The organism is Ensifer sp. ENS10 (assembly GCF_014852025.1).
GTDB lineage: Bacteria > Pseudomonadota > Alphaproteobacteria > Rhizobiales > Rhizobiaceae > Ensifer.
This window is the reverse complement of sequence record NZ_JACVAS010000002.1, coordinates 686668-707501: the sequence shown is the minus strand read 5'-3', so window position 1 is coordinate 707501 and position 20834 is coordinate 686668. Positions and strand designations below refer to the sequence as shown.

Annotated in this window: 20 protein-coding genes; 11 read left to right on the top strand and 9 right to left on the bottom strand. The window is 62.3% G+C overall.

Annotation, left to right across the window (positions count from 1 at the left end; all coding sequences use genetic code 11):
• Positions 1-24: 24 nt before the first annotated feature.
• Positions 25-1758 carry an adenylate/guanylate cyclase domain-containing protein gene (locus tag IB265_RS10450; protein ID WP_057253599.1) on the bottom strand — a complete coding sequence of 578 codons (1734 nt, stop codon included), beginning with the start codon at positions 1756-1758 and terminating at the stop codon, positions 25-27.
• 169 nt (positions 1759-1927) lie between these two features.
• Positions 1928-2806, bottom strand: coding sequence for a LysR family transcriptional regulator (locus IB265_RS10445; protein ID WP_057253601.1), 879 nt, complete (start codon positions 2804-2806; stop codon positions 1928-1930).
• Positions 2807-2913: 107 nt separating this feature from the next.
• Between IB265_RS10445 and IB265_RS10440 the strand changes: the two genes are divergently transcribed.
• Positions 2914-3981 carry an alkene reductase gene (locus tag IB265_RS10440; protein ID WP_057253603.1) on the top strand — a complete coding sequence of 356 codons (1068 nt, stop codon included), beginning with the start codon at positions 2914-2916 and terminating at the stop codon, positions 3979-3981.
• Between the two features lie 117 nt (positions 3982-4098).
• Here the strand turns inward: IB265_RS10440 and IB265_RS10435 are convergent, their stop codons facing one another.
• Together IB265_RS10435 and IB265_RS10430 are read right to left on the bottom strand one after the other, a co-directional pair.
• Positions 4099-4311: a hypothetical protein gene (locus tag IB265_RS10435; RefSeq protein ID WP_082616034.1), complete on the bottom strand. Its 213-nt coding sequence runs from the start codon at positions 4309-4311 to the stop codon at positions 4099-4101.
• Entirely contained in the window at positions 4308-5117 is an 810-nt protein-coding gene (locus IB265_RS10430) for a DUF2092 domain-containing protein (RefSeq protein ID WP_057253605.1), read from the bottom strand. Before IB265_RS10430 ends, IB265_RS10435 begins: the two co-directional genes overlap by 4 nt.
• Before the next feature lie 583 nt (positions 5118-5700).
• Here IB265_RS10430 and IB265_RS10425 point away from each other — a divergent pair.
• The 3 genes from IB265_RS10425 to IB265_RS10415 all read left to right on the top strand — a co-directional run bounded on the left by IB265_RS10425 (position 5701) and on the right by IB265_RS10415 (position 9486).
• The gene (locus IB265_RS10425) at positions 5701-7479 is read left to right on the top strand and encodes an acetolactate synthase 3 large subunit (protein WP_110878477.1); all 1779 of its coding nucleotides are present in this window, start codon (positions 5701-5703) and stop codon (positions 7477-7479) included.
• 23 nt (positions 7480-7502) lie between these two features.
• Entirely contained in the window at positions 7503-8075 is a 573-nt protein-coding gene (ilvN, locus tag IB265_RS10420; RefSeq protein ID WP_034792687.1) for an acetolactate synthase small subunit, read from the top strand.
• A 394-nt stretch (positions 8076-8469) separates the two neighbouring features.
• Complete coding sequence (locus IB265_RS10415; RefSeq protein ID WP_057254393.1) at positions 8470-9486, top strand: NADP-dependent oxidoreductase; 1017 nt, start codon at positions 8470-8472, stop codon at positions 9484-9486.
• Between the two features lie 275 nt (positions 9487-9761).
• Here IB265_RS10415 and IB265_RS10410 read toward each other — a convergent pair whose 3' ends face one another.
• On the bottom strand, positions 9762-10106 hold the full coding sequence (locus IB265_RS10410; RefSeq protein WP_057253609.1) for a metalloregulator ArsR/SmtB family transcription factor: 345 nt from the start codon (positions 10104-10106) through the stop codon (positions 9762-9764).
• A 179-nt stretch (positions 10107-10285) separates the two neighbouring features.
• On the opposite strand from IB265_RS10410, the gene IB265_RS10405 reads away from it, so the two are divergent.
• The gene (locus IB265_RS10405) at positions 10286-11248 is read left to right on the top strand and encodes an acyl-CoA desaturase (RefSeq protein WP_057253611.1); all 963 of its coding nucleotides are present in this window, start codon (positions 10286-10288) and stop codon (positions 11246-11248) included.
• A gap of 20 nt (positions 11249-11268) precedes the next feature.
• On the opposite strand, the gene IB265_RS10400 is transcribed toward IB265_RS10405, so the two are convergent.
• Entirely contained in the window at positions 11269-12114 is an 846-nt protein-coding gene (locus IB265_RS10400; protein WP_057253614.1) for an aldo/keto reductase, read from the bottom strand.
• Between the two features lie 239 nt (positions 12115-12353).
• Here IB265_RS10400 and IB265_RS10395 point away from each other — a divergent pair, with 239 nt between their 5' ends.
• Positions 12354-12947 (top strand): LysE family translocator, encoded by a 594-nt coding sequence (locus IB265_RS10395; RefSeq protein WP_057253616.1) that lies wholly within the window; start codon positions 12354-12356, stop codon positions 12945-12947.
• Here IB265_RS10395 and IB265_RS10390 read toward each other — a convergent pair.
• The 3 genes from IB265_RS10390 to IB265_RS10380 all read right to left on the bottom strand — a co-directional run bounded on the left by IB265_RS10390 (position 12939) and on the right by IB265_RS10380 (position 16672).
• Entirely contained in the window at positions 12939-13415 is a 477-nt protein-coding gene (locus tag IB265_RS10390) for a DUF2269 domain-containing protein (RefSeq protein ID WP_057254395.1), read from the bottom strand. The genes IB265_RS10395 and IB265_RS10390 overlap by 9 nt on opposite strands.
• A gap of 2 nt (positions 13416-13417) precedes the next feature.
• Positions 13418-14713, bottom strand: a complete 1296-nt coding sequence (locus IB265_RS10385) for an SDR family oxidoreductase (RefSeq protein WP_057254397.1) — start codon at positions 14711-14713, stop codon at positions 13418-13420.
• Between the two features lie 324 nt (positions 14714-15037).
• Complete coding sequence (locus IB265_RS10380; RefSeq protein WP_197423424.1) at positions 15038-16672, bottom strand: DUF1254 domain-containing protein; 1635 nt, start codon at positions 16670-16672, stop codon at positions 15038-15040.
• A gap of 458 nt (positions 16673-17130) precedes the next feature.
• Between IB265_RS10380 and nthA the strand changes: the two genes are divergently transcribed.
• From nthA to IB265_RS10355, 5 genes are all read left to right on the top strand, one after another.
• On the top strand, positions 17131-17769 hold the full coding sequence (gene nthA, locus IB265_RS10375) for a nitrile hydratase subunit alpha (protein WP_057253620.1): 639 nt from the start codon (positions 17131-17133) through the stop codon (positions 17767-17769).
• Positions 17766-18425 carry a nitrile hydratase subunit beta gene (gene nthB, locus IB265_RS10370; RefSeq protein ID WP_057253623.1) on the top strand — a complete coding sequence of 220 codons (660 nt, stop codon included), beginning with the start codon at positions 17766-17768 and terminating at the stop codon, positions 18423-18425. The genes nthA and nthB overlap by 4 nt, the downstream gene beginning before the upstream one ends.
• The gene (locus IB265_RS10365) at positions 18412-18786 is read left to right on the top strand and encodes a nitrile hydratase accessory protein (RefSeq protein ID WP_057253624.1); all 375 of its coding nucleotides are present in this window, start codon (positions 18412-18414) and stop codon (positions 18784-18786) included. Before nthB ends, IB265_RS10365 begins: the two co-directional genes overlap by 14 nt.
• A gap of 233 nt (positions 18787-19019) precedes the next feature.
• Positions 19020-19922 carry a glycosyltransferase family 2 protein gene (locus IB265_RS10360; RefSeq protein WP_375293057.1) on the top strand — a complete coding sequence of 301 codons (903 nt, stop codon included), beginning with the start codon at positions 19020-19022 and terminating at the stop codon, positions 19920-19922.
• A gap of 30 nt (positions 19923-19952) precedes the next feature.
• Positions 19953-20798, top strand: a complete 846-nt coding sequence (locus IB265_RS10355; protein ID WP_057253626.1) for a glycosyltransferase family 2 protein — start codon at positions 19953-19955, stop codon at positions 20796-20798.
• Positions 20799-20834 lie beyond the last annotated feature (36 nt).

The following is a 20834-nucleotide window of genomic DNA, read 5'->3' as shown; positions in this document are numbered from 1 at the left end:
CCATGATCGGGCCAGCCGATTGCGTCACGCCGGCAGTCCTGCCTTCAGCAGGCCCTGGCGGAACAGGTCGCGGTGTTCGTCCAGCTCAAGCAGGAGGCCGCGCCGGATGAAGTCTTCCGTGGAGAAGTCCGGGCGCACCTGCAGAAGGCGGGCCTTCGTCTCCTCGGCGGCGGCGCTGCTGCCGGCCTGCGCATGGCAGGCGACAAGGCGCGCGAGCGTGAAGGGGCCGGGATTGGGCAACTCCTTGAGCGCCGCGGCCGCCTCTTCATAGCGGCCGAGGATATAAAGGGCGTTGCCGAGTGCAGCGCTATACCAGGGCGGCGGAAATGGGTTCAGCCGGAAGCCTTCGTTGATCCACTCCATTGCTTCATCAAGCTTGCCGCGTCGCGCAAAGAGGCCTCCCATCTGCACCAGCGTACTGGCATCATTGGGGTTCAGCAGATAGGCGCGCCGATAGTGCCGCTCGGCCAACTCGAATTCGCGGCGATTGACGTGAATGAGCGCCAGCAGCCGCTGGCAACCGCCTTCGGTCTCGTCGAGCGAGACCGCCTTGCGCGCCATGGCCAGGGCACAGTCGAGAACGTCCTGCGGGGCATTGGCGTAGCCTTGCGCGGCGGTGGTCGCGAGTGCCAGATGGGCGTAAGCCAAGGCAAAATGCGGGTCGCGGTCGACCGCCGCCTGGAACATGGCGCATGCCTGCCGGTTGTCTTCCGGCTCGTAGCCGCGAATATGCGCGAGCCCACGCAGGTAGAATTCATAGGCCGCAAGGCTCGTCGGGGGCTTGCGGAGCGCCTGCCGCATGCCGGCGCTCTCGATCTGCCCGACGAGGGTGGAGACGATCGTCCGGGTCACCTCATCCTGCACCGCGAAAATATCCGTCAGGCTTCGGTCGTAATGCTCCGACCAGAGGTGCGCGCCGCTCGCTGCCTCGACCAGCTGCGCGGTGACGCGGATCCGCTCGCCGGCGCGGCGGACGCTGCCCTCGACGAGGTAGGTGACGCCGAGCCGGCGGCCGATCTCCCTTCTATCGACACTTCGATCGCGGAAGCTGAAGGATGAACTGGCTGATGTGACGGAAAGCGAGCGGAACCGCGCGAGCCCGCCGATGACGTCCTCGCTGACGCCGTCGCTGAAGAAGGTCTGCTCCGTCGCGCCGCCGAGGTTCTCGAATGGCAGGACCGCGATCGACGTGTGCGCGCAGGCTTGCGAGGCCGCCGGTCCCATTGTCGGTGCGTCCGTCCAGTGCCAGACGCGGATGGGGCGCGTGATGTTCTTCAGCGCGATCTCGCCGCCGTCGAGGAAGGCCGATCGGTTCTTGGCGCTGAGTTGCCGATGGACGACATCGGCGATGCATATGCCACCGGGGGACGCCGAGGCCTGCAGGCGCGCGGCGACGTTGACGCCGTCGCCAAGGAGATCGTCTCCTTCAATGACGACGTCGGCGAGATTGATGCCGATCCTGACGAGGATGCGGTCGTCGGGAGGCTGCTCCAGCTGATCGGAAGCGAGCGCCTCCTGCAGCGATAGGGCGCAATCCACCGCGTTGACGGCGGAGTCGAAGACGACCAGCGTGCCGTCACCCATCAGCTTGACGATCCGCCCGCCGCAGGCGGCGATGCTGGGAGCAAGGATGGACGTCTGCAGCCGCTTCATAGTGCCGAGCGTGCGAATTTCGTCGGCCTCCGTTAGACGGGAGTAGCCGACAATGTCGGTGGCCATGATGACCGCAAGTCGCCGCTCGACGCGCCCGTTTGCCATCCTGCTCTCCGCATGCTGTCTATATTTTAGCGTGTTCTCACTAGGGCCGGAAGATGAAGGCGTTCGCGGTCAAAGCGCGTTGCGATCTTTCAGATTCGCTCCTTGCGTTTTTTCGATTTTTTTCGAATGTCGTTTCGCAAAACCGCTGCGTACTTCTGCGCGACTTACTCTACCTGCGTCCCATCTGTTCCTGCAGAAACTCGATGAAGCGTTGGGTCTTGGCCGGCAGCAGCCGTGTTTCGGTGATGGCGTGGATTGCGACGGAGGTGCCTTCCCAGGCGGGCAGCACACGCTTCAACCGGCCCTCGGCGAAATCGTCGCCGGCAATGCGCTCGGCCAGCAAGGCGATGCCCTGGCCGTTGACGGCAAGCGCGCTCATCATGCCGACATTGTTGACCGTGAAGCGGCCGCCGACCGATACCTCGATCTTGTTGTTGCGGCCATCATGCAGCGTCCAGTCCGTTGCCCTCGGCATAGAGATGCAGTCGTGACGGGCCAGATCCGCCGGATCCTGCGGCTCCCCAGACGCCGCCAGATAGGCAGGGGAAGCGTAGAGATAGCGTGCGTGGCGGCCGAGCAGCCGTGCAATCAGGCGCGAATCCTGCAGTTCGCCGGCACGGATCACCACGTCGAAGGGCTCCGCCACCAGATCGACGCGCCGTGGTGTCAGGTCGAAATCGAAGGTGATGCCGGGATAGCGCCGGGCGAATTCCGCGATCAGCGGCGTCATGTAGATGGTTGCGAAATCGACCGGCATCGACACGCGCAGGAGGCCGCTCGGCTGCTCCAGCATCGCGCCGAGCTGCTCGTGGGCGAGGCGCGCTTCGTCGACGATGCGTTTGCTGCGCTCGAAATAGAGCTGGCCCGCTTCGGTGAGTTCGATCTTTCGCGTCGTGCGGTGAAGCAGCCGCAGCCCGATCGCCTTCTCCAATTCGCTGATCCGCCGCGACAGGGTGGAGTTGGGCATGCCGACGATTTCGGCGGCTTTGCGAAAGCTTCTGGCTTTCGCGACTTCGACGAACAGTGCCATGTCGTTCAAATGGGTCATCTTTGCTCCATCAGTGGAATAGTAAATTCAGTATGGCTATATTTATCCCGGAAACGGAATAGTGGACAAGGACTCCAACTTAAGGACAAGCCTCGAAGGAGATCCTGATGAGCCTGCTATTCAACCGTGTCCGCATCGGTCGCTACACGCTTGCCAACCGGTTGGCCATGGCGCCGATGACCCGCAGCCGCGCCGAATATGACGGTACGCCCGGCGCACTCGCCGCGGAATATTACGCCCAGCGCGCCAGCGTCGGCCTGATCGTGACCGAAGGCACCCAGCCTTCTGACGACGGCCAGGGCTATCTCACGACACCCGGCATCTACACCGATGCGCATGTCGCCGGCTGGAAGAAGATCACTGCTGCCGTGCACGAGAGGGGCGGTCATATTTTCGTCCAGCTCATGCATGCCGGGCGCATGTCGCATCCGGACAACACGCCGCATCACCGCCAGGGCGTAGCGCCCTCGGCGATTGCGCCGGGGAGTGGCATGTTCACGGCAACGGGCATGCAGGACATCCCGACGCCGCGGGCGCTGACGTCAGAGGAAGTGCGCCGGACCGTCGCCGACTTCCGCCATGCGGCCCGTCGCGCGATCGAGGCCGGTGCCGATGGCGTCGAAATCCATGGCGCGAACGCCTATCTGGTCCATCAGTTCCTGGCGCCGAGCGCCAACATCCGCACCGACGAATATGGCGGATCAATCGAGAACCGGGCGCGGTTTGCGATCGAGGTAGCCGCGGCCATCGCCGAGGAGATCGGCGCGGACCGCACCGCCATCCGGCTTTCTCCCGGCCTTGCGATGTGGGGCATCGACGAGGGCGCCGAAGGGCCTGATCTTTATCGTTATCTGGTTGCCGAACTCGACAGGCTGGGCCTTGCCTATCTGCACATCATGCATGCGGGCGACGAGCCATTGCTCGCCTCGATCCGCAAGCTCTGGACGCAGCCCTTGATCCTGAACAGGCCCGGCCGCGGACGCGACGCGATCGGTTCCGATCTCGCATCCGGGCTCGCCGATCTGGAGGCTTATGGCCAGATGGTGCTGGCCAATCCGGATTTCGTTCACCGGCTGAAAGCCGAGGCGCCGATGAACGACGCCGACCGCATGACCTATTTCGGCGGCACCGGGAAGGGCTACGTCGACTACCCGGCGCTCGCCGCTACCGCCTGAAGTGGGAGCCTACTGCATGTTTTTGTCCTTTAACCGGCTACGATTAAAGGAAACATGCAGTAGCTGCACGTCTTGATCACCCGACCATAGGAGCGCATTGAGCTTCTCGGCTGCGATTTAGCAGTAGTAGACGCCAACTGCGCAGCGGCGCACGGTGCGCCGCGCCACTCCGGCCACGCTGACCGGCGTAAGCGGACGCCCGACCCTGGCCTCGGCTGTCGAGACGAAACTGTACGAACTCAATGCTGGAATGCGCTCTGCAGCTTGCAGTCCTGGAAAGCCGACGATGCCGGCGAGCAGCAAAATTCTCAATTTCTTTGACACGGTCATTGGCCGCCTCCTATGGCCAGATGGCCGGGCAGTTCATCAATATCGGTGAGTTCCTTCGGATCGACCTTCTTTGCGTTGGTCTCGTTCTTGAAGCCGAAATCGTCCGCAGCAACCTCACTGCCGGTCTTCCAGTCCCTGGTCTGGACGCTGTATTGCGGTGCCTGGTCAAGCTGATTGCTGGTGATGACATACCGGCAGGGATAGGGGCGCTCGCCCTGAGCGATCCAGATCTGCCAATCGATCTCCTTGGTGCGAAATGCCAGATGATCGCATTCGGTGCCGCCGATTACGCCGCTGCCGAGGTCCTTTACGTCAACAACGTCGGTCATCAGCACATCGTAGACATTCGACAGAAGCAAATCGGCGCCAGGCATGGGCTTCTGGAGCTTTTCCCGCAACTCGTCGACGAGCTGGTCCAGCGTGCCGGTCTTCTCGACCTCGGTATAGAGATTGGCGTCCTTGCCGACAACCGTGAGAGTCTTGCCGTCGAAGATCATCTCGACATTGGCGAAGCCGCCAGTGCGCGTCGCACGAATCTTGTCGGGCCGGGTGAGATCGATCGTTCCAGAACTCGCCAGTTGGAGCTTCTGGTGATCCTTGGTAACAACCTCGAGATTAGTATCATAACCAAAAGATATGGTCTTCTGCGCCGCCAAATAGTCGGACATGGCCTTGAGCAGGCTCTTGGCCTCAGCATCCCCGGCCTTCGCGCCTGAAGGTGTTCCCATGCCAACGATTAATGCCAATACCGCAGCCGACACCGTCGCGGTGGAACGCACCACCGCTTTCTGCACAAGCTTCACCATCTGATTGTTCTCCCTCTATGCCGCACTTGGCTTACATGAGGTCGCCTCCCGGCAGCGAGCGCTCCGAGGGTGGCGATCAATGGCAGACAAATGATCGCACGGAGATCCACCTCGCGCGCTTGAGATGGATACCTCGCGCCGAAACGTACGCTTGCAATCGGAAGTCACGGATACTAGCAGGTTAATCAAATAGTGTCGACGCGATTGCAGGGCCGCTGCGCCGGCGTTCTGATCGGCACGCGACAGGCTGACATGATCTGGTGCCGGAATGAGCCGCTTCGGCACCTTGCCGCCCGGTTTTCTCAACCGGCCACGGGTCGGGCGCCCCTGCTTGCGCAACAATGTTCCGCGCGGAAGCCCGATCGTGTAACTAAAAGCCGTTGACGCCTTGGGCTTTTGTGGTTATCAACTCGGCCCATGAAAAATTTCGCGGTTATTCTTGTGGTGGGACGGCGCATGGGCAGGATGGTGTAACCATCCGGCGGTAGCCACCCATGCGCTGAACGAGGCTCCTGACGGGGCCTTTTTTTATGCCTTCAAACAAGCTAAGCACCCAACTGGGAAAAGGGACGGAAGCAAGTCAATGAGCGGTACAGAAAACCAGATGACAGGCGCGGAGATCGTTCTCCAGGCACTGAGAGACAACGGCGTCGAGCATATCTTCGGCTATCCGGGCGGCGCCGTGCTTCCGATCTACGACGAGATCCACCAGCAGGACGATATCCAGCACATCCTCGTTCGCCACGAGCAGGGCGCCGGCCACATGGCCGAAGGCTATGCCCGCTCGACCGGCAAGGTCGGTGTCATGCTGGTCACCTCCGGTCCCGGCGCCACCAATGCGGTGACGCCGCTGCAGGACGCGCTGATGGATTCCATCCCGCTCGTCTGCATCTCCGGCCAGGTTCCGACCTCGCTGATCGGTTCCGACGCCTTTCAGGAATGCGACACCGTCGGCATCACCCGGCCGTGCACCAAGCACAACTGGCTGGTCAAGGACGTCAACGATCTCGCCCGCATCATCCATGAGGCTTTCCGCGTTGCCCAGTCCGGCCGCCCGGGTCCCGTCGTCGTCGATATCCCGAAGGACATCCAGTTTGCGACCGGCACCTACACGCCTCCATCAGCCGTTCCGACCCAGAAAAGCTACCAGCCGAAGAAGCAGGGCGATCTGAAGAAGATCGAGGAAGCGGTCGAACTGATGCGCAATGCGCGCCAGCCGATCATCTATTCCGGCGGCGGCGTCATCAATTCCGGTCCGGAAGCCTCGCATCTCCTGCGCGAGCTGGTCGAATTGACGGGCTTCCCGATCACCTCGACGCTGATGGGCCTCGGCGCCTATCCGGCCTCCGGCAAGGCCTGGCTCGGCATGCTCGGCATGCATGGCACCTACGAAGCCAACATGGCGATGCATGACTGCGACGTCATGATCTGCATCGGCGCCCGCTTCGACGACCGCATCACCGGCCGCCTCAACGCGTTCTCGCCGAACTCCAAGAAGATCCACATCGACATCGACCCGTCGTCGATCAACAAGAACGTGCGCGTCGACGTGCCGATCCTCGGCGATGTCGGCACGGTTCTGGAAGACATGGTTCGCCTGTGGCGCGCCGCGTCCAAGAGCGCCGACAAGGCGCGGCTTTCCGACTGGTGGGAGATGATCACCAAGTGGCGCGCCCGCAACTCGCTCGCCTATGCGCCGAACGACGACGTCATCATGCCGCAATATGCGATCCAGCGACTCTATGAGCTGAGCAAGGGCCGCGACACCTACATCACCACGGAAGTCGGCCAGCACCAGATGTGGGCAGCGCAGTTCTTCGGCTTCGAGCAGCCGAACCGCTGGATGACCTCGGGCGGTCTCGGCACCATGGGCTACGGCTTCCCGGCCGCCATCGGCGTCCAGGTCGCGCATCCGAACAGCCTCGTCGTCGATATCGCCGGCGACGCCTCGATCCAGATGTGCATCCAGGAAATGTCCTGCGCGGTCCAGTACGGCCTGCCGGTCAAGATCTTCATCCTCAACAACCAGTACATGGGCATGGTTCGCCAGTGGCAGCAGCTCTTGCACGGCAACCGCCTGTCGCACTCCTACACCGAGGCGATGCCTGATTTCGTCAAGCTGGCGGAAGCCTATGGCGGCGTCGGCATCCGTTGCGACAAGCCCGGCGAACTCGACGATGCGATCCGCCGCATGATCGACACGCCGGCGCCCGTCATCTTCGATTGCCGCGTTGCCAATCTCGCCAACTGCTTCCCGATGATCCCCTCGGGTAAGGCTCATAACGAGATGCTGTTGCCCGACGAAGCCACGGACGAAGCGGTCGCCAACGCGATCGACGCCAAGGGCCGTCAGCTCGTCTGAGATAGGTAGAGGAACCAACTGACATGAACGCACACCTTCAACCGACCGGCTCCGCCTACTTCATCGCCAAGGAGACCGAGGTCGCCGAAACCCACACGCTTTCGGTTCTCGTCGACAACGAGCCGGGCGTCCTTGCCCGCGTCATCGGCCTGTTCTCCGGCCGCGGCTACAACATCGAAAGCCTCACGGTTTCGGAAACGGAACACGAGGCGCACCTGTCGCGCATCACCATCGTGACGCGCGGCACGCCGCATGTGCTCGACCAGATCAAGAACCAGCTCGAGCGGCTGGTGCCGGTCCACCGCGTCGTCGACCTGACGGTCCGCGCCGCAAGCCTCGGCCACGACCGGCCGATCGAGCGGGAACTGGCGCTCGTCAAGGTGCATGGCTCGGGCGACCACCGCGTCGAGGCGCTGCGGCTGGCCGACGCCTTCCGCGCCTCGGTCATCGACGCCAACATCGATCACTTCGTCTTCGAGATCACCGGCAAGCCGTCGAAGATCGAGCAATTCATCGCCATCATGAAGCCACTCGGCCTCATCGAAGTCTGCCGCACGGGTATTGCGGCGATGAACCGCGGCCCGCAGGGCATGTGATTTTTGCGCGGGCGAGGGGCCGCTCATGCGATCTTGGCGCCCGTCGCTGCCCTCAAGCTGGATTTGCGCTCACGCTCTTGGGCTGGGAATGCCCCTCACCCTAGCCCTCTCCCCGCAGGCGGGGAGAGGGGACTGGCGCCGTTCGTGCCTCTCCCTTCCAGACTTTCCAAAAAACCAGCGTCTCTACAATCGACGTGGTGCGCTTGTGCCCGACGGTCGCCACGCGTGTCCTTCTCCCCGCAGGCGGGGAGAAGGTGGCCGGCAGGCCGGATGAGGGGCAGGCTGAACCTCGATGGAACCTGCCGGACGCCACTCTGTTGACTTCGCCGGCATTTCTCGCCGACTAATCCCGGACAGGAAATCCGAAGATATCAGGTGCCGGATGAGCTCCACGATGCAGGCATTGGTACTCACACGATACGGCGGCCCTGATGCTGCCGAGCTGCGTGACGTGCCGCGTCCGCGAGCCGCGCGCGGCGAGGTGCTCGTGCGGGTGCACGCCGCAGGTCTCAATCCCGTCGACTACAAGACGCGGGAAGGCATGCTCAAGGTCGTCCAGCGCTACTCGCTGCCAACCGTCATGGGCAACGAACTTGCCGGCGTCGTCGAGGCGCTGGGAGAAGACGTCACGTCCTTCACGCCGGGAGATCGTGTCTTTGCGCGTATGCCCAAGGAGGCCATGGGCGGCTTGGCCGAGTATGCGGTCGTGCCTGAACAGTTTCTGGCAAAGATGCCCGCATCGATCGATTTCAACACGGCAGCCGGCGTGCCGCTTGCCGGCCTCACGGCCTTACAGGCGCTGCGCGACGAGCTTCATGTGAGCCAAGGCAGCCGGATCTTCATACCCGGCGGCGCCGGCGGCGTCGGCACCTTCGCGATCCAGCTGGCGAAATGGCTGGGGGCGGAGGTGACGACCACGGCGTCGACGCGTGGCCGTGCGCTTGTCGAAGAGCTCGGCGCGCACGTGGTGATCGACTACACGACAGAACGGTTCGAGGAGCAGTTGCGCGACATGGACGGCGCCTTCGATCTGGTTGGCGGCGAAACGCTCATGAAGTCGTTCGGCGTGGTCAAGCGCGGCGGCAAAGTGGTTTCCATCGCCGGCATGCCCGAGCCTGAAACCGCGCGAAAGGACCTCGGCCGTGGCCTGTTCCTGAGGGCGCTTTTCTGGCTTGCATCCTACCGGATCCGCGCCGTCGCCAGGAAACATGGCGTCGCCTACCGCTACCTTTTCATGCATCCTGATGGTGCCGAGCTTGCCGAACTTGCCGATCTCATCGAGACCAAGGCGATCAGGCCCGTCATCGACCGCGTGTTTCCGCTCAAGGATGTAGCGCAAGCCTTTGCCTATCTGGAATCCGGCCACGCCAAGGGCAAGGTGGTGGTGGAGATCGGGAGTCGCTCCGGCTGACCCAAGTCTGCCGCAACGGCATCGCCGCCATGAACCGCGGCCCGTAGGGACTATGATTTCCAGCGTGGGTTACGCGGGCTGCCGCCCCCTGACAGCCCCTCACCCTAGCCCTCTCCCCGCAGGCGGGGAGAGGGGACGCGGTTGTGCGCTGACCGCCCGGAGTTCTTTCAGGGACGAGCAGGACGCCAACGGTTTTGTTGGGGCGAGCGGGCGCGGCGATTTCCTTCTCCCCGCAGGCGGGGAGAAGGTGGCCGTCAGGCCGGATGAGGGCTGTCCTACTTTGACTTCGCCTTGGCTTCGCTCTCCCGCTTGAGAGGACGGCTGACCGGGCAGACCTCCTGGGCAAAGCCGTTCAGCGTGTTGATCAGATTGTTGGTCACAATGGTGTAGTGAACGAACTGGCCGCGCTTTTCCTTGGCAATCAAGCCGGCGTTCTCCAGCACGGTCAGATGTTGCGACACCGAGGGCTTGCTCATGTTGAAGCGCTCGGCGATCTCGCCCGCCGTCAGGCTGGAGGCTGAGAGATAGGCCAGAATCTTGCGCCGATGCAGCGACGATAGTGCGTTGAACACCCGTTGCGCCGATCCGCCTGCATCAGGGTTGAGCGTGTCGTCGTTCACAAAATCTCCTTTGTCGCCGGCAGGTCGATCAATAGGTAATTAGGATATTGCCTAAATACCTATTCGCGGGTAAATATGTAATTAGTTTATTTCCTAAATAACTTCTGCGCCGGTTGTTTTCAATCGGGTCCTTCAGTGTTGCCTGAAAAACTGGTCAGGGTTTTGTCGTGGAGGGTGCCATGGATGTCGTGTCGACTGGCAGAATGATAGCGCTGCGCGATAGCGAACCGGTGAACGGCCGGGTCGTCTGGGTTCCGGGCAAGTCGCTCTGGATCTCCGGAATGACGCTCGTGGCCGTTATCGGTGCGCCAATGACGTTTTCGGTGGACGCCCTTGTGATCTTCATCGTTCTGACGGCCCTTACGATCTGCCTCGGCCATTCGGTTGGCATGCACCGGCTACTGATCCATCGCTCTTTTGAGGCGCCGCTCTGGCTCGAGCGCATCCTCGTCACCTTCGGTGTGCTTGTCGGCATGGCCGGGCCGTTCGGCATGATCTACGCCCATGACATTCGCGATTGGGCGCAGCGCCAGCAGGCCTGCCACGATCTCTTCGCGCACCGCCGACCTTTCCTTCAGGACGCCTTCTGGCAGATGCATTGCGTGGTCGCGCTCGATCATCCGCCGCGATTTATCATTGAAGACCGTGTCGCGCAGGATCGGTTCTATCGCTTCCTTGAAGTGACATGGATGCTGCAGCAGGCGCCGCTGGCGCTGGTGCTTTTCGTCTTCGGTGGCATTTCCTGGGTGATCTGGGGCGTGGCGGTCCGTGTTTCCGTCTCGCTCACCGGTCATTGGCTGGTCGGTCACTTCGCCCATCGCGGCGGCGAGCAGGGGTGGCGCGTCGATGGCGTCGCGGTGCAGGGCTACAACCTGCCGCGTTTCGGTCTGGTGACCTTCGGTGAAGCCTATCACGGCAACCACCACGCCTTTCCGGAATCCGCCAGGCTCGGGATCGAGGACGGGCAGATCGATCTGGGCTGGTGGTTCATCCGCCTGCTTTCGCGCCTGGGGCTGGCTTCGGCGATCAAGCTGCCGTCCAATACGCGACGACGCGCCGGTCTCAGACGCATCGTTGCAAGTCCGGAAGGACTGACCGGCCAGAGAAAGGCCTGTCCGGTCCTGCGCGCGTTGCTGCGGTAATGCTTAAGCTGGCGGCTGGTTTAGATCATCTCCAATGATCGCTTGCGCTTCGGCGGCGGGAAGGCGCGGTCGAGGTCGCCGAGGTCTTCCGCCGTCAGGTGAATGTCCATCGCGTCGAGGTTTTCTCGGGCGCGGTCCGCCGAACCGGTCTTGGGGATCGAGATCACGCCGGGACGGGTTTTGAGGAAGGCAAGCGCGATCTGCGATGGCGTCGCCTGATGCGCCTTGGCGATGTGGATGAGATCCGGATGGCGGAGCAGCCGGCCTTCGTCGAGCGGCGAATAGGCCATGATCGCGATGCCACGCTTTTGACACCAGGGCAAAAGGTCGAATTCGATGCCGCGGCGTGAGAGGTTGTAGAGCACCTGGTTGACTGCGACGTTCTTTCCGTCCGGCACCGCAAGCAATTCCTCCATGTCGTCGACGTCGAAATTCGACACACCCCAGGCGCCGATCTTGCCGGCCTTTTTCAGCGCCTCGAAGGCGGCGACGGTTTCGGCGAGCGGATAGCCGCCGCGCCAGTGCAGGAGATAGAGGTCGATATGGTCGATACCGAGATGCTTCAGGCTGCGTTCGCATGCGGCTTCGGTGCCGATCCGACTGGCATTCGATGGCAGCACCTTACTGACGATGAAGGCTTCGTCGCGCCGGCCGCTGACCGCTTCGCCAACGACCCGCTCCGAGGCGCCATTGCCGTACATCTCCGCGGTGTCGATCAGCGTCATGCCGAGATCGAGGCCAAGCTGCAGGCTCTTCACTTCATCGTTCTTGCGCGACGGCGCGTCGCCCATGCGCCAGGTGCCTTGCCCGAGCACGGGCACGCGGCGGCCATCGGGTAGCGTGGTTGTCGGGATCGGATCATGCATCGGGCTCTCCTCGCAGGCGTATGTGTTGGACGGGCGGTTGTTCTGTCCGATCGGCAATCTAGCGCAAAGCATCGCGCTTTCGAGCCCACGCCGTCGGGCAAAGCAGTATCGCGCTGCGGCCGGCTAATTTCGCGTAAAGGTCGATGAGATGGCCGTCGTCAATTTGTCATGGTGACAAGTTCGCGACTGGTGCCGGTCAATAGGTCAATTATGTTGACCCAATTGAGCCGGAGGAAACCATGCAGGCCGATACGCTTCTGGCGTTGTTTTTGTTTGCGTTCACCACATCGATCACGCCGGGACCGAACAACATGATGCTGTTCGCATCGGGCGTGAACTTCGGCTTCGTGCGTACCGTTCCGCATATGCTGGGCATCGGTGCCGGCTTCTTCCTGCTCTTGATCGCCGTCGGCTTCGGTCTCGGCGCGCTGCTCCACTCCGTGCCGCTGCTCTACACGGCGTTGAAATTCGCAGGCGGCGCCTATCTCGTCTGGATCGCCTGGAAGATCGGCACCTCGCGTTCGCTCGGCGAAGGCAAGGCCGGCGCCAAGCCGATGACCTTCCTTTCTGCTGCCGCCTTCCAATGGGTCAACCCCAAGGCCTGGGTCATGGCGGTCTCGGCGATGGCGACCTATACCAGCAGCGACAGCTACCTCTTCAGCGTGCTGGTCGTCGGTCTGGTCTTCGCGCTGGTCAATGTGCCGAGCGTTTCCACCTGGGCAGGCTTCGGCTCGGCGCTCCGCCAATGGCTGTCGGAGCCGTCGCGGCTCAAGTGGTTCAACATCACCATGGCGGTACTGCTCGTCGTCAGCCTCTGGCCGATGCTAAAATAGTGCGAATTGCGGCTTGGTGAGCATCAGCCAGAAGATGCCGGTCACGGCCAGGAAGGCCGGGAAACCGCAGGCAAACCAGATGGCGTAGAGCCGGTCGAATTCCTGTGGCAGCGACGCACCGTTTGCCGTTGCAAGACGGGCAAGATCGCGCAGCCGCAACTGGATCCAGACGACCGGGAGCCAGAAGAGACCGGTGACCACATAGAGGATCAGCGACAACACGATCCAGCCTTCCGTCAGCGACCAGCCGATGCTCGTCGCCAGCAGATAGCCGGTGATTGGCTGTGTCAGCACGGCCGTGGCGGTGAAGACCGTATCGGCGATGACCACCGTTCCGGCGACATGGGCGATCAATCGTGCATCGCGGGTGCGCCGGGCCATCAGCATGAAGAAGGCGATGCCTGCGCCGGTGCCGAAGAGCACGGCGGCGCCGATCACATGGGCAAGGCGCAGTACATCTTCGAGCAGCATCAGCGTTCATCCAGAATGGCAAGCGTCGCAAGTGTGGCGAGGATCGAAGGCAGGACCTTGACGAGCGGTCCGAGCGGTTCGGCCCAGAGTGCGGGTTCGACGAGGCTTGCTGTGGCGAGATAACCGAAAGTCAGCGCGAGCATGCCCAGCAGCGCACGCTTCGCCAAGGGGCGGACGAGGACGGAAATGCCAAGGGCGATATCGGCAAGGCAGGTTGCAAGCGTCATCGCCGTGGCCGGGCCATCGGTGAGAAACCGCAGGAAATGCTGCCGAGCAGCGTCGAAGGCAAAAAGCGGTATCAGTCCGGACAGCAGCCAGAAGAGCGAAAGCCCGACGACCATCAGCGGCTTCAGCAGGTAGAGCCGGGCGAACCAGAGATCCTGAACGCCCGATGGATTGGCTGAAAGACTCTGGCGGGCGGACAGGAACGGGCCAGGGGCTCGGGGCCAACCCGCGGCAGAAACGCCGCCGGCCATCACCGAAAGCGCGGTCGAGCGCAGCGGCGAACGCCAGCCAAGCCTGCCGGCGATATCGGCAAGGAAACCGACGGGTGCTGCAAGTGCTGCGGGCAACGAGACGGTTCTGGCGGCGGGCAGGCCAAGCCACTCACGGTGCAGTGCCACGAGTTCGCCAAGCGTCGGCGGTGTCTCGTCGCCAAGCACGAGATCGCTTCCCTCGGGCATCAGCCCGGCAACAGCCGCGCTGACGGCCTCCGCAACATCGCTCATGGCGACCGTTTCGACGCGTGACCCCACATGCACGAGCGGGATGGCGAAGGGCAGGGCGGCAAGGGCACGCAGCAGGGCCGAACCGCCATGGGCGTTGCGGCCAAGCACCAGCGCCGGGCGAAGGATGACATGCGCGATGCCGCTTGCCGCGAGCGCCGTGTCGGCACGGAACTTGGTGGCGAGGAAGGCGCTGTCGCTGCCGGCGGCGCCCAATGACGCTGAGATCTGGGGTGCGGAGATCTGGACGATCCGCACCGGCGATGCCTTCGCAGCCGCATAAAGCGCCAGCATCGCCGTCTCCTGGGTCGCACCGACATCATCGGCCAAACCATCCTGCAACGCGCCGGCGCAGTTGACGATGACGTCATGGGCCTCGACCAACCCTCGCCAGTTGCTGGCAGCGCGCATGTCGGCGAGGTCGGCCGTGAACCATTGCGCCTGCGGCCGTTTCAGCCGCGCGCTCGCGACATGGCGGCCGAGGCCGGTTACCATGTGTCCGTCGCTGACAAGACGATCGAGTAGGGTCGAGCCGATGAAGCCGGTGGCGCCGAGAATCAGAACCTTCATGCGGCTAGAATAGCGGAGGCGGTTGCGCGCGAAAGCATCATGTATCGTCAAAGTTTAGTCGCGGCCGGACTTGTTACAGTGACAATTCTGGTTGCCGGTCGCTGATGAAATCGATTTCGAATGCGGATTTCATCAGCTACCACTATCGCCCGAGTGAGGAGGCAGCGCCGTCTGCGCCCGAGGGGTGCGCCGGTGCCGAAAAGCACGGCGGCGCCGATCACATGGGCAAGGCGCAGCGGTGGTGTGAATTCTCGCGATCACGTCGCACCTCGCGGGAGGCTACTTCCCCCGCGATTTGTCAGCATTGCTCCCACATTCCCACCATCAGGGCACGAGTTCGATCTCGCTCGGCCGCCATTCCTTCGTGAAGAACGATTCCAGCGGACTGTAGAGACGCAGGAGCGTAAACCAGCCTTTGCCGGGCATGGTCTGGATCCAGTTGCCGCGTTTCACCCCCTCGGGTTGGGTTGGGCCGAAATAGATCGTCGTCGAGCCATCCGGTTCCGCTTCCGCGGCAGGCGATGGATAGCTCTGGCTGCCGGCGCGCGGGTAGCCTTGCGGCGTCTGTAGCATCGAGCGCGACTGGTTGTCGTAGAGCGTGAAGGACCAGAACGCGGCCGCCGGAATGTCCTTCGGCAGCGTCACCTTGTAGGTCTTGCCGCCGTCGAGGTCGTTCTTGTTGGCGTCCAGGAAACCCATGAGATATTGCGACCCGACCTTGGGGAGCCGCATGATCATGCCGGGCGAGTCGAGCGTGTAGCCGAAGTAGAAGGCCGTCTTGGAATCGAGGGTACGCGCGCCAGTCGGCGGTAGCGGGTCGAACAGGCCATCCTTTGTGATCATCGGCGGCGGCGTTTCGAAATTTGCGCCACCCTGCCACAGCATGTTTCCCCACATTGAGTCTGGATAGTACGACCAATCAGGATGGGGCCCGCTGAAACGCCAGTTCAACACACGGCTGGCCGCGTTTCCCACCGCTGCTGCATCGGTCAGAATCTTCTTCATCCGGTCGTCCGGGTTGAATTCCTTGCCCTTGACGATACCGATGGCTGCCAACTGGCCTGCAAGTTCCGGATCGTAGGAATCGGCCGGCTCGGCCTGAACATTGGCGTTGATCATCTCGAAGAACGAATAGTCGCTTGGGGGGATCGTATTGAACGCCTTGCCGCTCGCCTCGAGGAACTTGGTTTCAGGAACCGGCGGATTCACTTCAAGCCTGACTTTGCCTTCGAGCGCCGTTGCGATGCTCGTGCCGACACCGCCCGGCGTGTAGGGATAGATCTTCATATTTTTCTTGATGTTCTCGACGGTCGGCTTCGGATCGTTGTCTACAAGGTAACCGCGAGATGCATAGATGACCCGGTTCGTCTTCGACCGCGCAACATAGAAACCACCTTCCGGAACCGGACCGTCATAACCTGGTGGCAGCAGCAGGTATCTTCCGCCTTCGCCGCGGTCGGGACCGGGGAACCCGACATCGATGATCCAGCCAAACCACATGTCGTTGATCGTGCCTACCCCCATAGGAGGCTGCTCGACCACGGTTGGCCCCTTCGTCAGATCCACGATGCTGAAATAGTAGACGGTATCGGCATTGGCCGTGAGGAACAGCGACTTCGAATCCATCAGTTCAGGGTAAAGGGTGACCGTGTTGTCCTCTGCGCCGATGCTGAGAAGACCCTTGCGGATCGCATAGGCCGATGCGCCGCCATAGCTGTTGAGGAACGCGTCAAGGGCGCGAGTGAAATCAAGCGTGTCATAAACCTTGTCGACGGTGTCTGCACTCGGCGCGCCATCCTTGAAATTGAGCGTACCGATGCGAGACTCTACTTTATCCGGGGTAACCAGAATCGGTGGGATTTCGGTCGCCGTCTGGCCAAAAGCTGGATTTCCGCCGTTGACGATGGTTGCGGCGACAAGAGCTGCAAATAGTGGAAGCTTGCTTCTAATAGGTTTCATGCTGCCCTCCATTTGTTGAGTAAGACTCTGGATTGGCGCGGACAACACCACGTTGCCGGATGTCTATGGCGCGATGCACGTTTCCCGACTCCCGAGCATGCTCCGCGAGTACCTTTTGGACAAGTTTGTCTTCATGAGAGTTTGAGTCAGCGGGTCTGCAAATCGGACAGCGTGAACCCTTTCACGAGGCCGTGAAATAGCAATTACGTTACTGCAACATACGTGGAAAACGGCGCTCTTGCTGGCTTTAGCCTCGCGCGTTGGTGGATCCTACATAATAGCGCATTTTTCAATGCTGCCGGTTCGCATGGAACCGGACTTGTTACGGTGACAATTCTGGTCGCCGGTCGCTGATGAATTCGATTTCGAATCCGGATCTCATCAGCTACCACTATCGCGCGAGTGAGGAGGCAGCGCCGTCTGCGCCCGAGGGGTGCGCCGTTGCGAGGAGCCAGGCAATGTCCGAACACCATCATGGTCACGATCACGACCATCATCACCATGACAACCATTTCACCGACATGGAAGCGCGGGTGAAGGCGCTGGAAACGGTGCTGACCGAGAAGGGGCTGATCGATCCGGCGGCGATCGACGCGATCGTCGAGACCTATGAGACGAAGATCGGCCCGCGCAACGGTGCCCGCGTGGTGGCCAAGGCCTGGGTCGATCCCGATTTTGCCGAGTGGCTGAAGCGCGATGCGACCGAAGCGATCGCCAGCCTCGGCTATACCGGCCGGCAGGGCGAGCATATGCGCGCCGTGTTCAATACGGCCGAGACCCATAACCTCGTCGTCTGCACGCTCTGCTCCTGTTATCCCTGGTCCGTGCTCGGCCTGCCGCCGGTCTGGTACAAGGCGCCGCCCTATCGCTCGCGCGCGGTCATCGATCCGCGCGGGGTGCTCCAGGAGTTCGGTCTGATCTTGCCGGAGACAACGCGCATCCGCGTCTGGGACTCGACGGCGGAGCTGCGCTATCTGGTGATCCCAGAGCGTCCGGCCGATACCGACGGTTTCAGCGAGGAGGAACTCGCGGGGCTGGTGACGCGCGATGCCATGATCGGCACGGGGCTCGCGCTTTCCGGGGAGACGCTTCGATGAACGGTCCGCACGATCTCGGCGGCGCGCACGGCCTCGGCCCCGTGGCGCCGGAAAAGGACGAGCCCTATTTCCACGGCGAATGGGAGAAGCGGGCGCTCGGCGTCACGCTCTCCTGCGGCGCCTTCGGCGCCTGGACGATCGACGAAAGCCGGCATGCGCGCGAAAGCCTGCCGCCGGCGACCTATCTTTCGGCGAGCTATTACGAGATCTGGACCCGCGCGCTGGAGACCCTGCTCAAACGCCATGGTTTTGTAAGTCAGGCCGAGCTCGATGGCGGCCACAGGCTGGAGCCGTGTGCGAGCCCGAAGCGGGTGCTGAAGGCCGACATGGTGGCCGGCGTGCTGGCGAAGGGCGCGCCTTGCGACCGCCCGGCGGAAGGATTGCCGCGCTTTGCTGCCGGCGACCCGGTGAAGACGAAGAATTTCAATCCGGAGACCCACACGCGGCTGCCGCGCTACGCTCGCGCCAAGCTCGGCCGGGTAGAGGCGGTGCAGGGCTTCTTCGTCTTTCCTGACGATAACGCCCATGGCCGCGGCGAAAATCCGCAATGGGTGTATACGGTCGTCTTCGATGGGCCCGAGATTTGGGGCGAGGGCGCCGATCCGACGCTGACGGTCTCGATCGATGCCTGGGAGAGCTACCTTGAACACGTGTAAGGTGACATCGCCGCTCATTGCCTCGGCCGAACTGCCGAAATCGCCGGAGGGCGATCCTGTCTTTGCCGAGCCCTGGCAGGCGAACGCCTTCGCCATGACCGTACGCCTGCATGAAAAGGGCGTGTTCTCCTGGCCGGAATGGGCCGAGGCGCTTTCGGCCGAGCTCTACAAGCCTGGTCGCAAGGCGGATGCCAGCGACTACTACGATTGCTGGGTAGCCGCGCTCTCGCGCCTCGTCACCGAGCTCTCGATCGCGTCTGGCCGTGAGTTGGAGCACCTGACGCAGAGCTGGCAGCGGGCGGCGGAAGCGACGCCGCACGGGCACCCGATCGTGCTCGCCAACGACCCTGAGCGGCCCTGATTTCGAAGGCTCCGATCGGCAGGATTTTCGCAAGTTGATCGCAGACGGTTTTTCACGTAGAGGCTGCTAATCTAAACGATCTGGAGCTTGCCGTGGGCGAAACGCGATATCCTTTTTCCTCCATGGAGGCGGCGGCGGAGATGTTCAAAAGAACGCCGCTCGAACGCCTCAGCACATGGTTGGAAACCAAAAGGATGGCCCGGCGGGAGAGAAAAAAGAGACGCCGGCACGCGTTGACGTGCCTGAACGCGCGCGGGCCGGCGACCTTGTCGCCCGACGATATCCCGTTGATGTTCATCACCCACAACGACCTCAAGCTGATGCCGTCGTTCCTGGCGCATTACCGCAAGCTCGGGGTGACACGCTTCATCTGCATCGACGACGTCTCATCCGACGGCACGCGCGAATATCTGGTGGCACAACCGGACGTCGACGTCTGGTCGTCCATCGTCCGCTTCAAGGAGGCGCGGCGCGGGCGCGAATGGCGAGAAACGCTGTTCGAGCGCTATGGCACCGGCCGATGGTACGTCAATGTCGATTCCGACGAGTATCTCGTCTACGATGGCTATGAGGAACGCGGACTGAAGTGGCTCATTCCGGCGCTGGAGCGCATGGGCGCCCGCCGCATGCTCGCCCCCATGCTCGACATGTATCCGGTCGATCTCGAGCGCGCCGACGTTGAAAAGCTGGAGCAACAGGCCCCCTGGGAGATTGCCGATCATTTCGATGCCACCGGCTACGCCATGCATGCGATGAAGCGGGCCTTCAGCGTCAAGGGCGGACCGCGCTATCGCAAGTTCGGAACCGACCTGGAGATGGTCAAGTATCCGGTGCTGTTCTGGGACGGCGAGTGCTGTTTCGGGCCCAGCATCCATCAGCCCTTGCCCTATGACCGGAATTTTCCGGCCGCCATGGGCGTGCTGCTGCATTTCAAGTTCTTTGCCGATTACGCCGAGGTCGTCGATGCGGCCGCGGCAGGCGGGCAGTATTTCGATGCCTCCGCCGTCTATGTGAAGATCAAGGAGAACATCGCAAACGCCGGCGGTCTGCAATTGACGTCGGATGTTTCGGTGCGCTTCACCGGATCGAGGCAATTACTGGATCTCGGATTTATAACGCGGCTTGAGCGCGCCTGAAGCGCGGCTCGGCGAATGTCTGGAGTGAGAATGGAGAAGGCGAAACTCGTCGTTCTGTTTCCGGTCTTCAATGGTGCGAAGACCCTGGAAAAGTGCCTGCAGTGCATCGCGGATCAGGGTTTCAGGGATTTTCGCGCCATCATCGTCGAGAACAGGTCGACCGATGGTTCGCTGGAGATCGCCAAAGCCTTCGCGGCGAAGGATCCTCGCTTCGAAGTACTCGAGAACGAAGTGCACCTCAAGGCTGACGAGAACTTCCTCAAGTGCTTCCACCTCGGCACCGAACTCGGCGAGTATTTCTGCCTCAGGGCCTGCGACGACTTTTCGACGCTCGACTACCTGTCGCGCCTCGTCGCCGCCCTGGACGCGGATAAGACCAAGCTGCTCGGGGTTTCGGACGTCAGGCGCATCAACAACGGCAAGGGACGCCTTGCCAGCCCCAACCGCGACGTCTTCAATTTTGCCCAGCGCGTGCGCGACGGTAACATCCCGCGCAATCTGAGCTATCCGTCCGAATGGGTCTACGGCATCTATCGGTCGCAAGGCAGCCTGGAGATCCTGCTCCGGCGCTATGCGGAGTTCAGCTATCCCTGGACCGGCGCCTCCTACATCGTCACGGAGTTCGTGGTGCGCGATCTCGTCGCCTATGTTGAGGGGCCCGAGTTCCATTTCATCGAGGGTTCGGGATCGGTTCAGCGCTATGGCGCAAAGACCTTCCGGGAAAAGTTCTCGCAGCGCTGGGACTATACGGTCGGCTGCTATCGGCTGAAGGACAAGCTGCCGCCGATGTCGCCGTGGACAAAGTTCCTGCTGTTCCGGATGTTCTGGAACGACGCGCGTCGCAAGACCCGCTACAAGCTCCTCGGCTTTTTCTGATTGGGCGGACACGCGCCGGAGAGGGCGCGCCGCGAT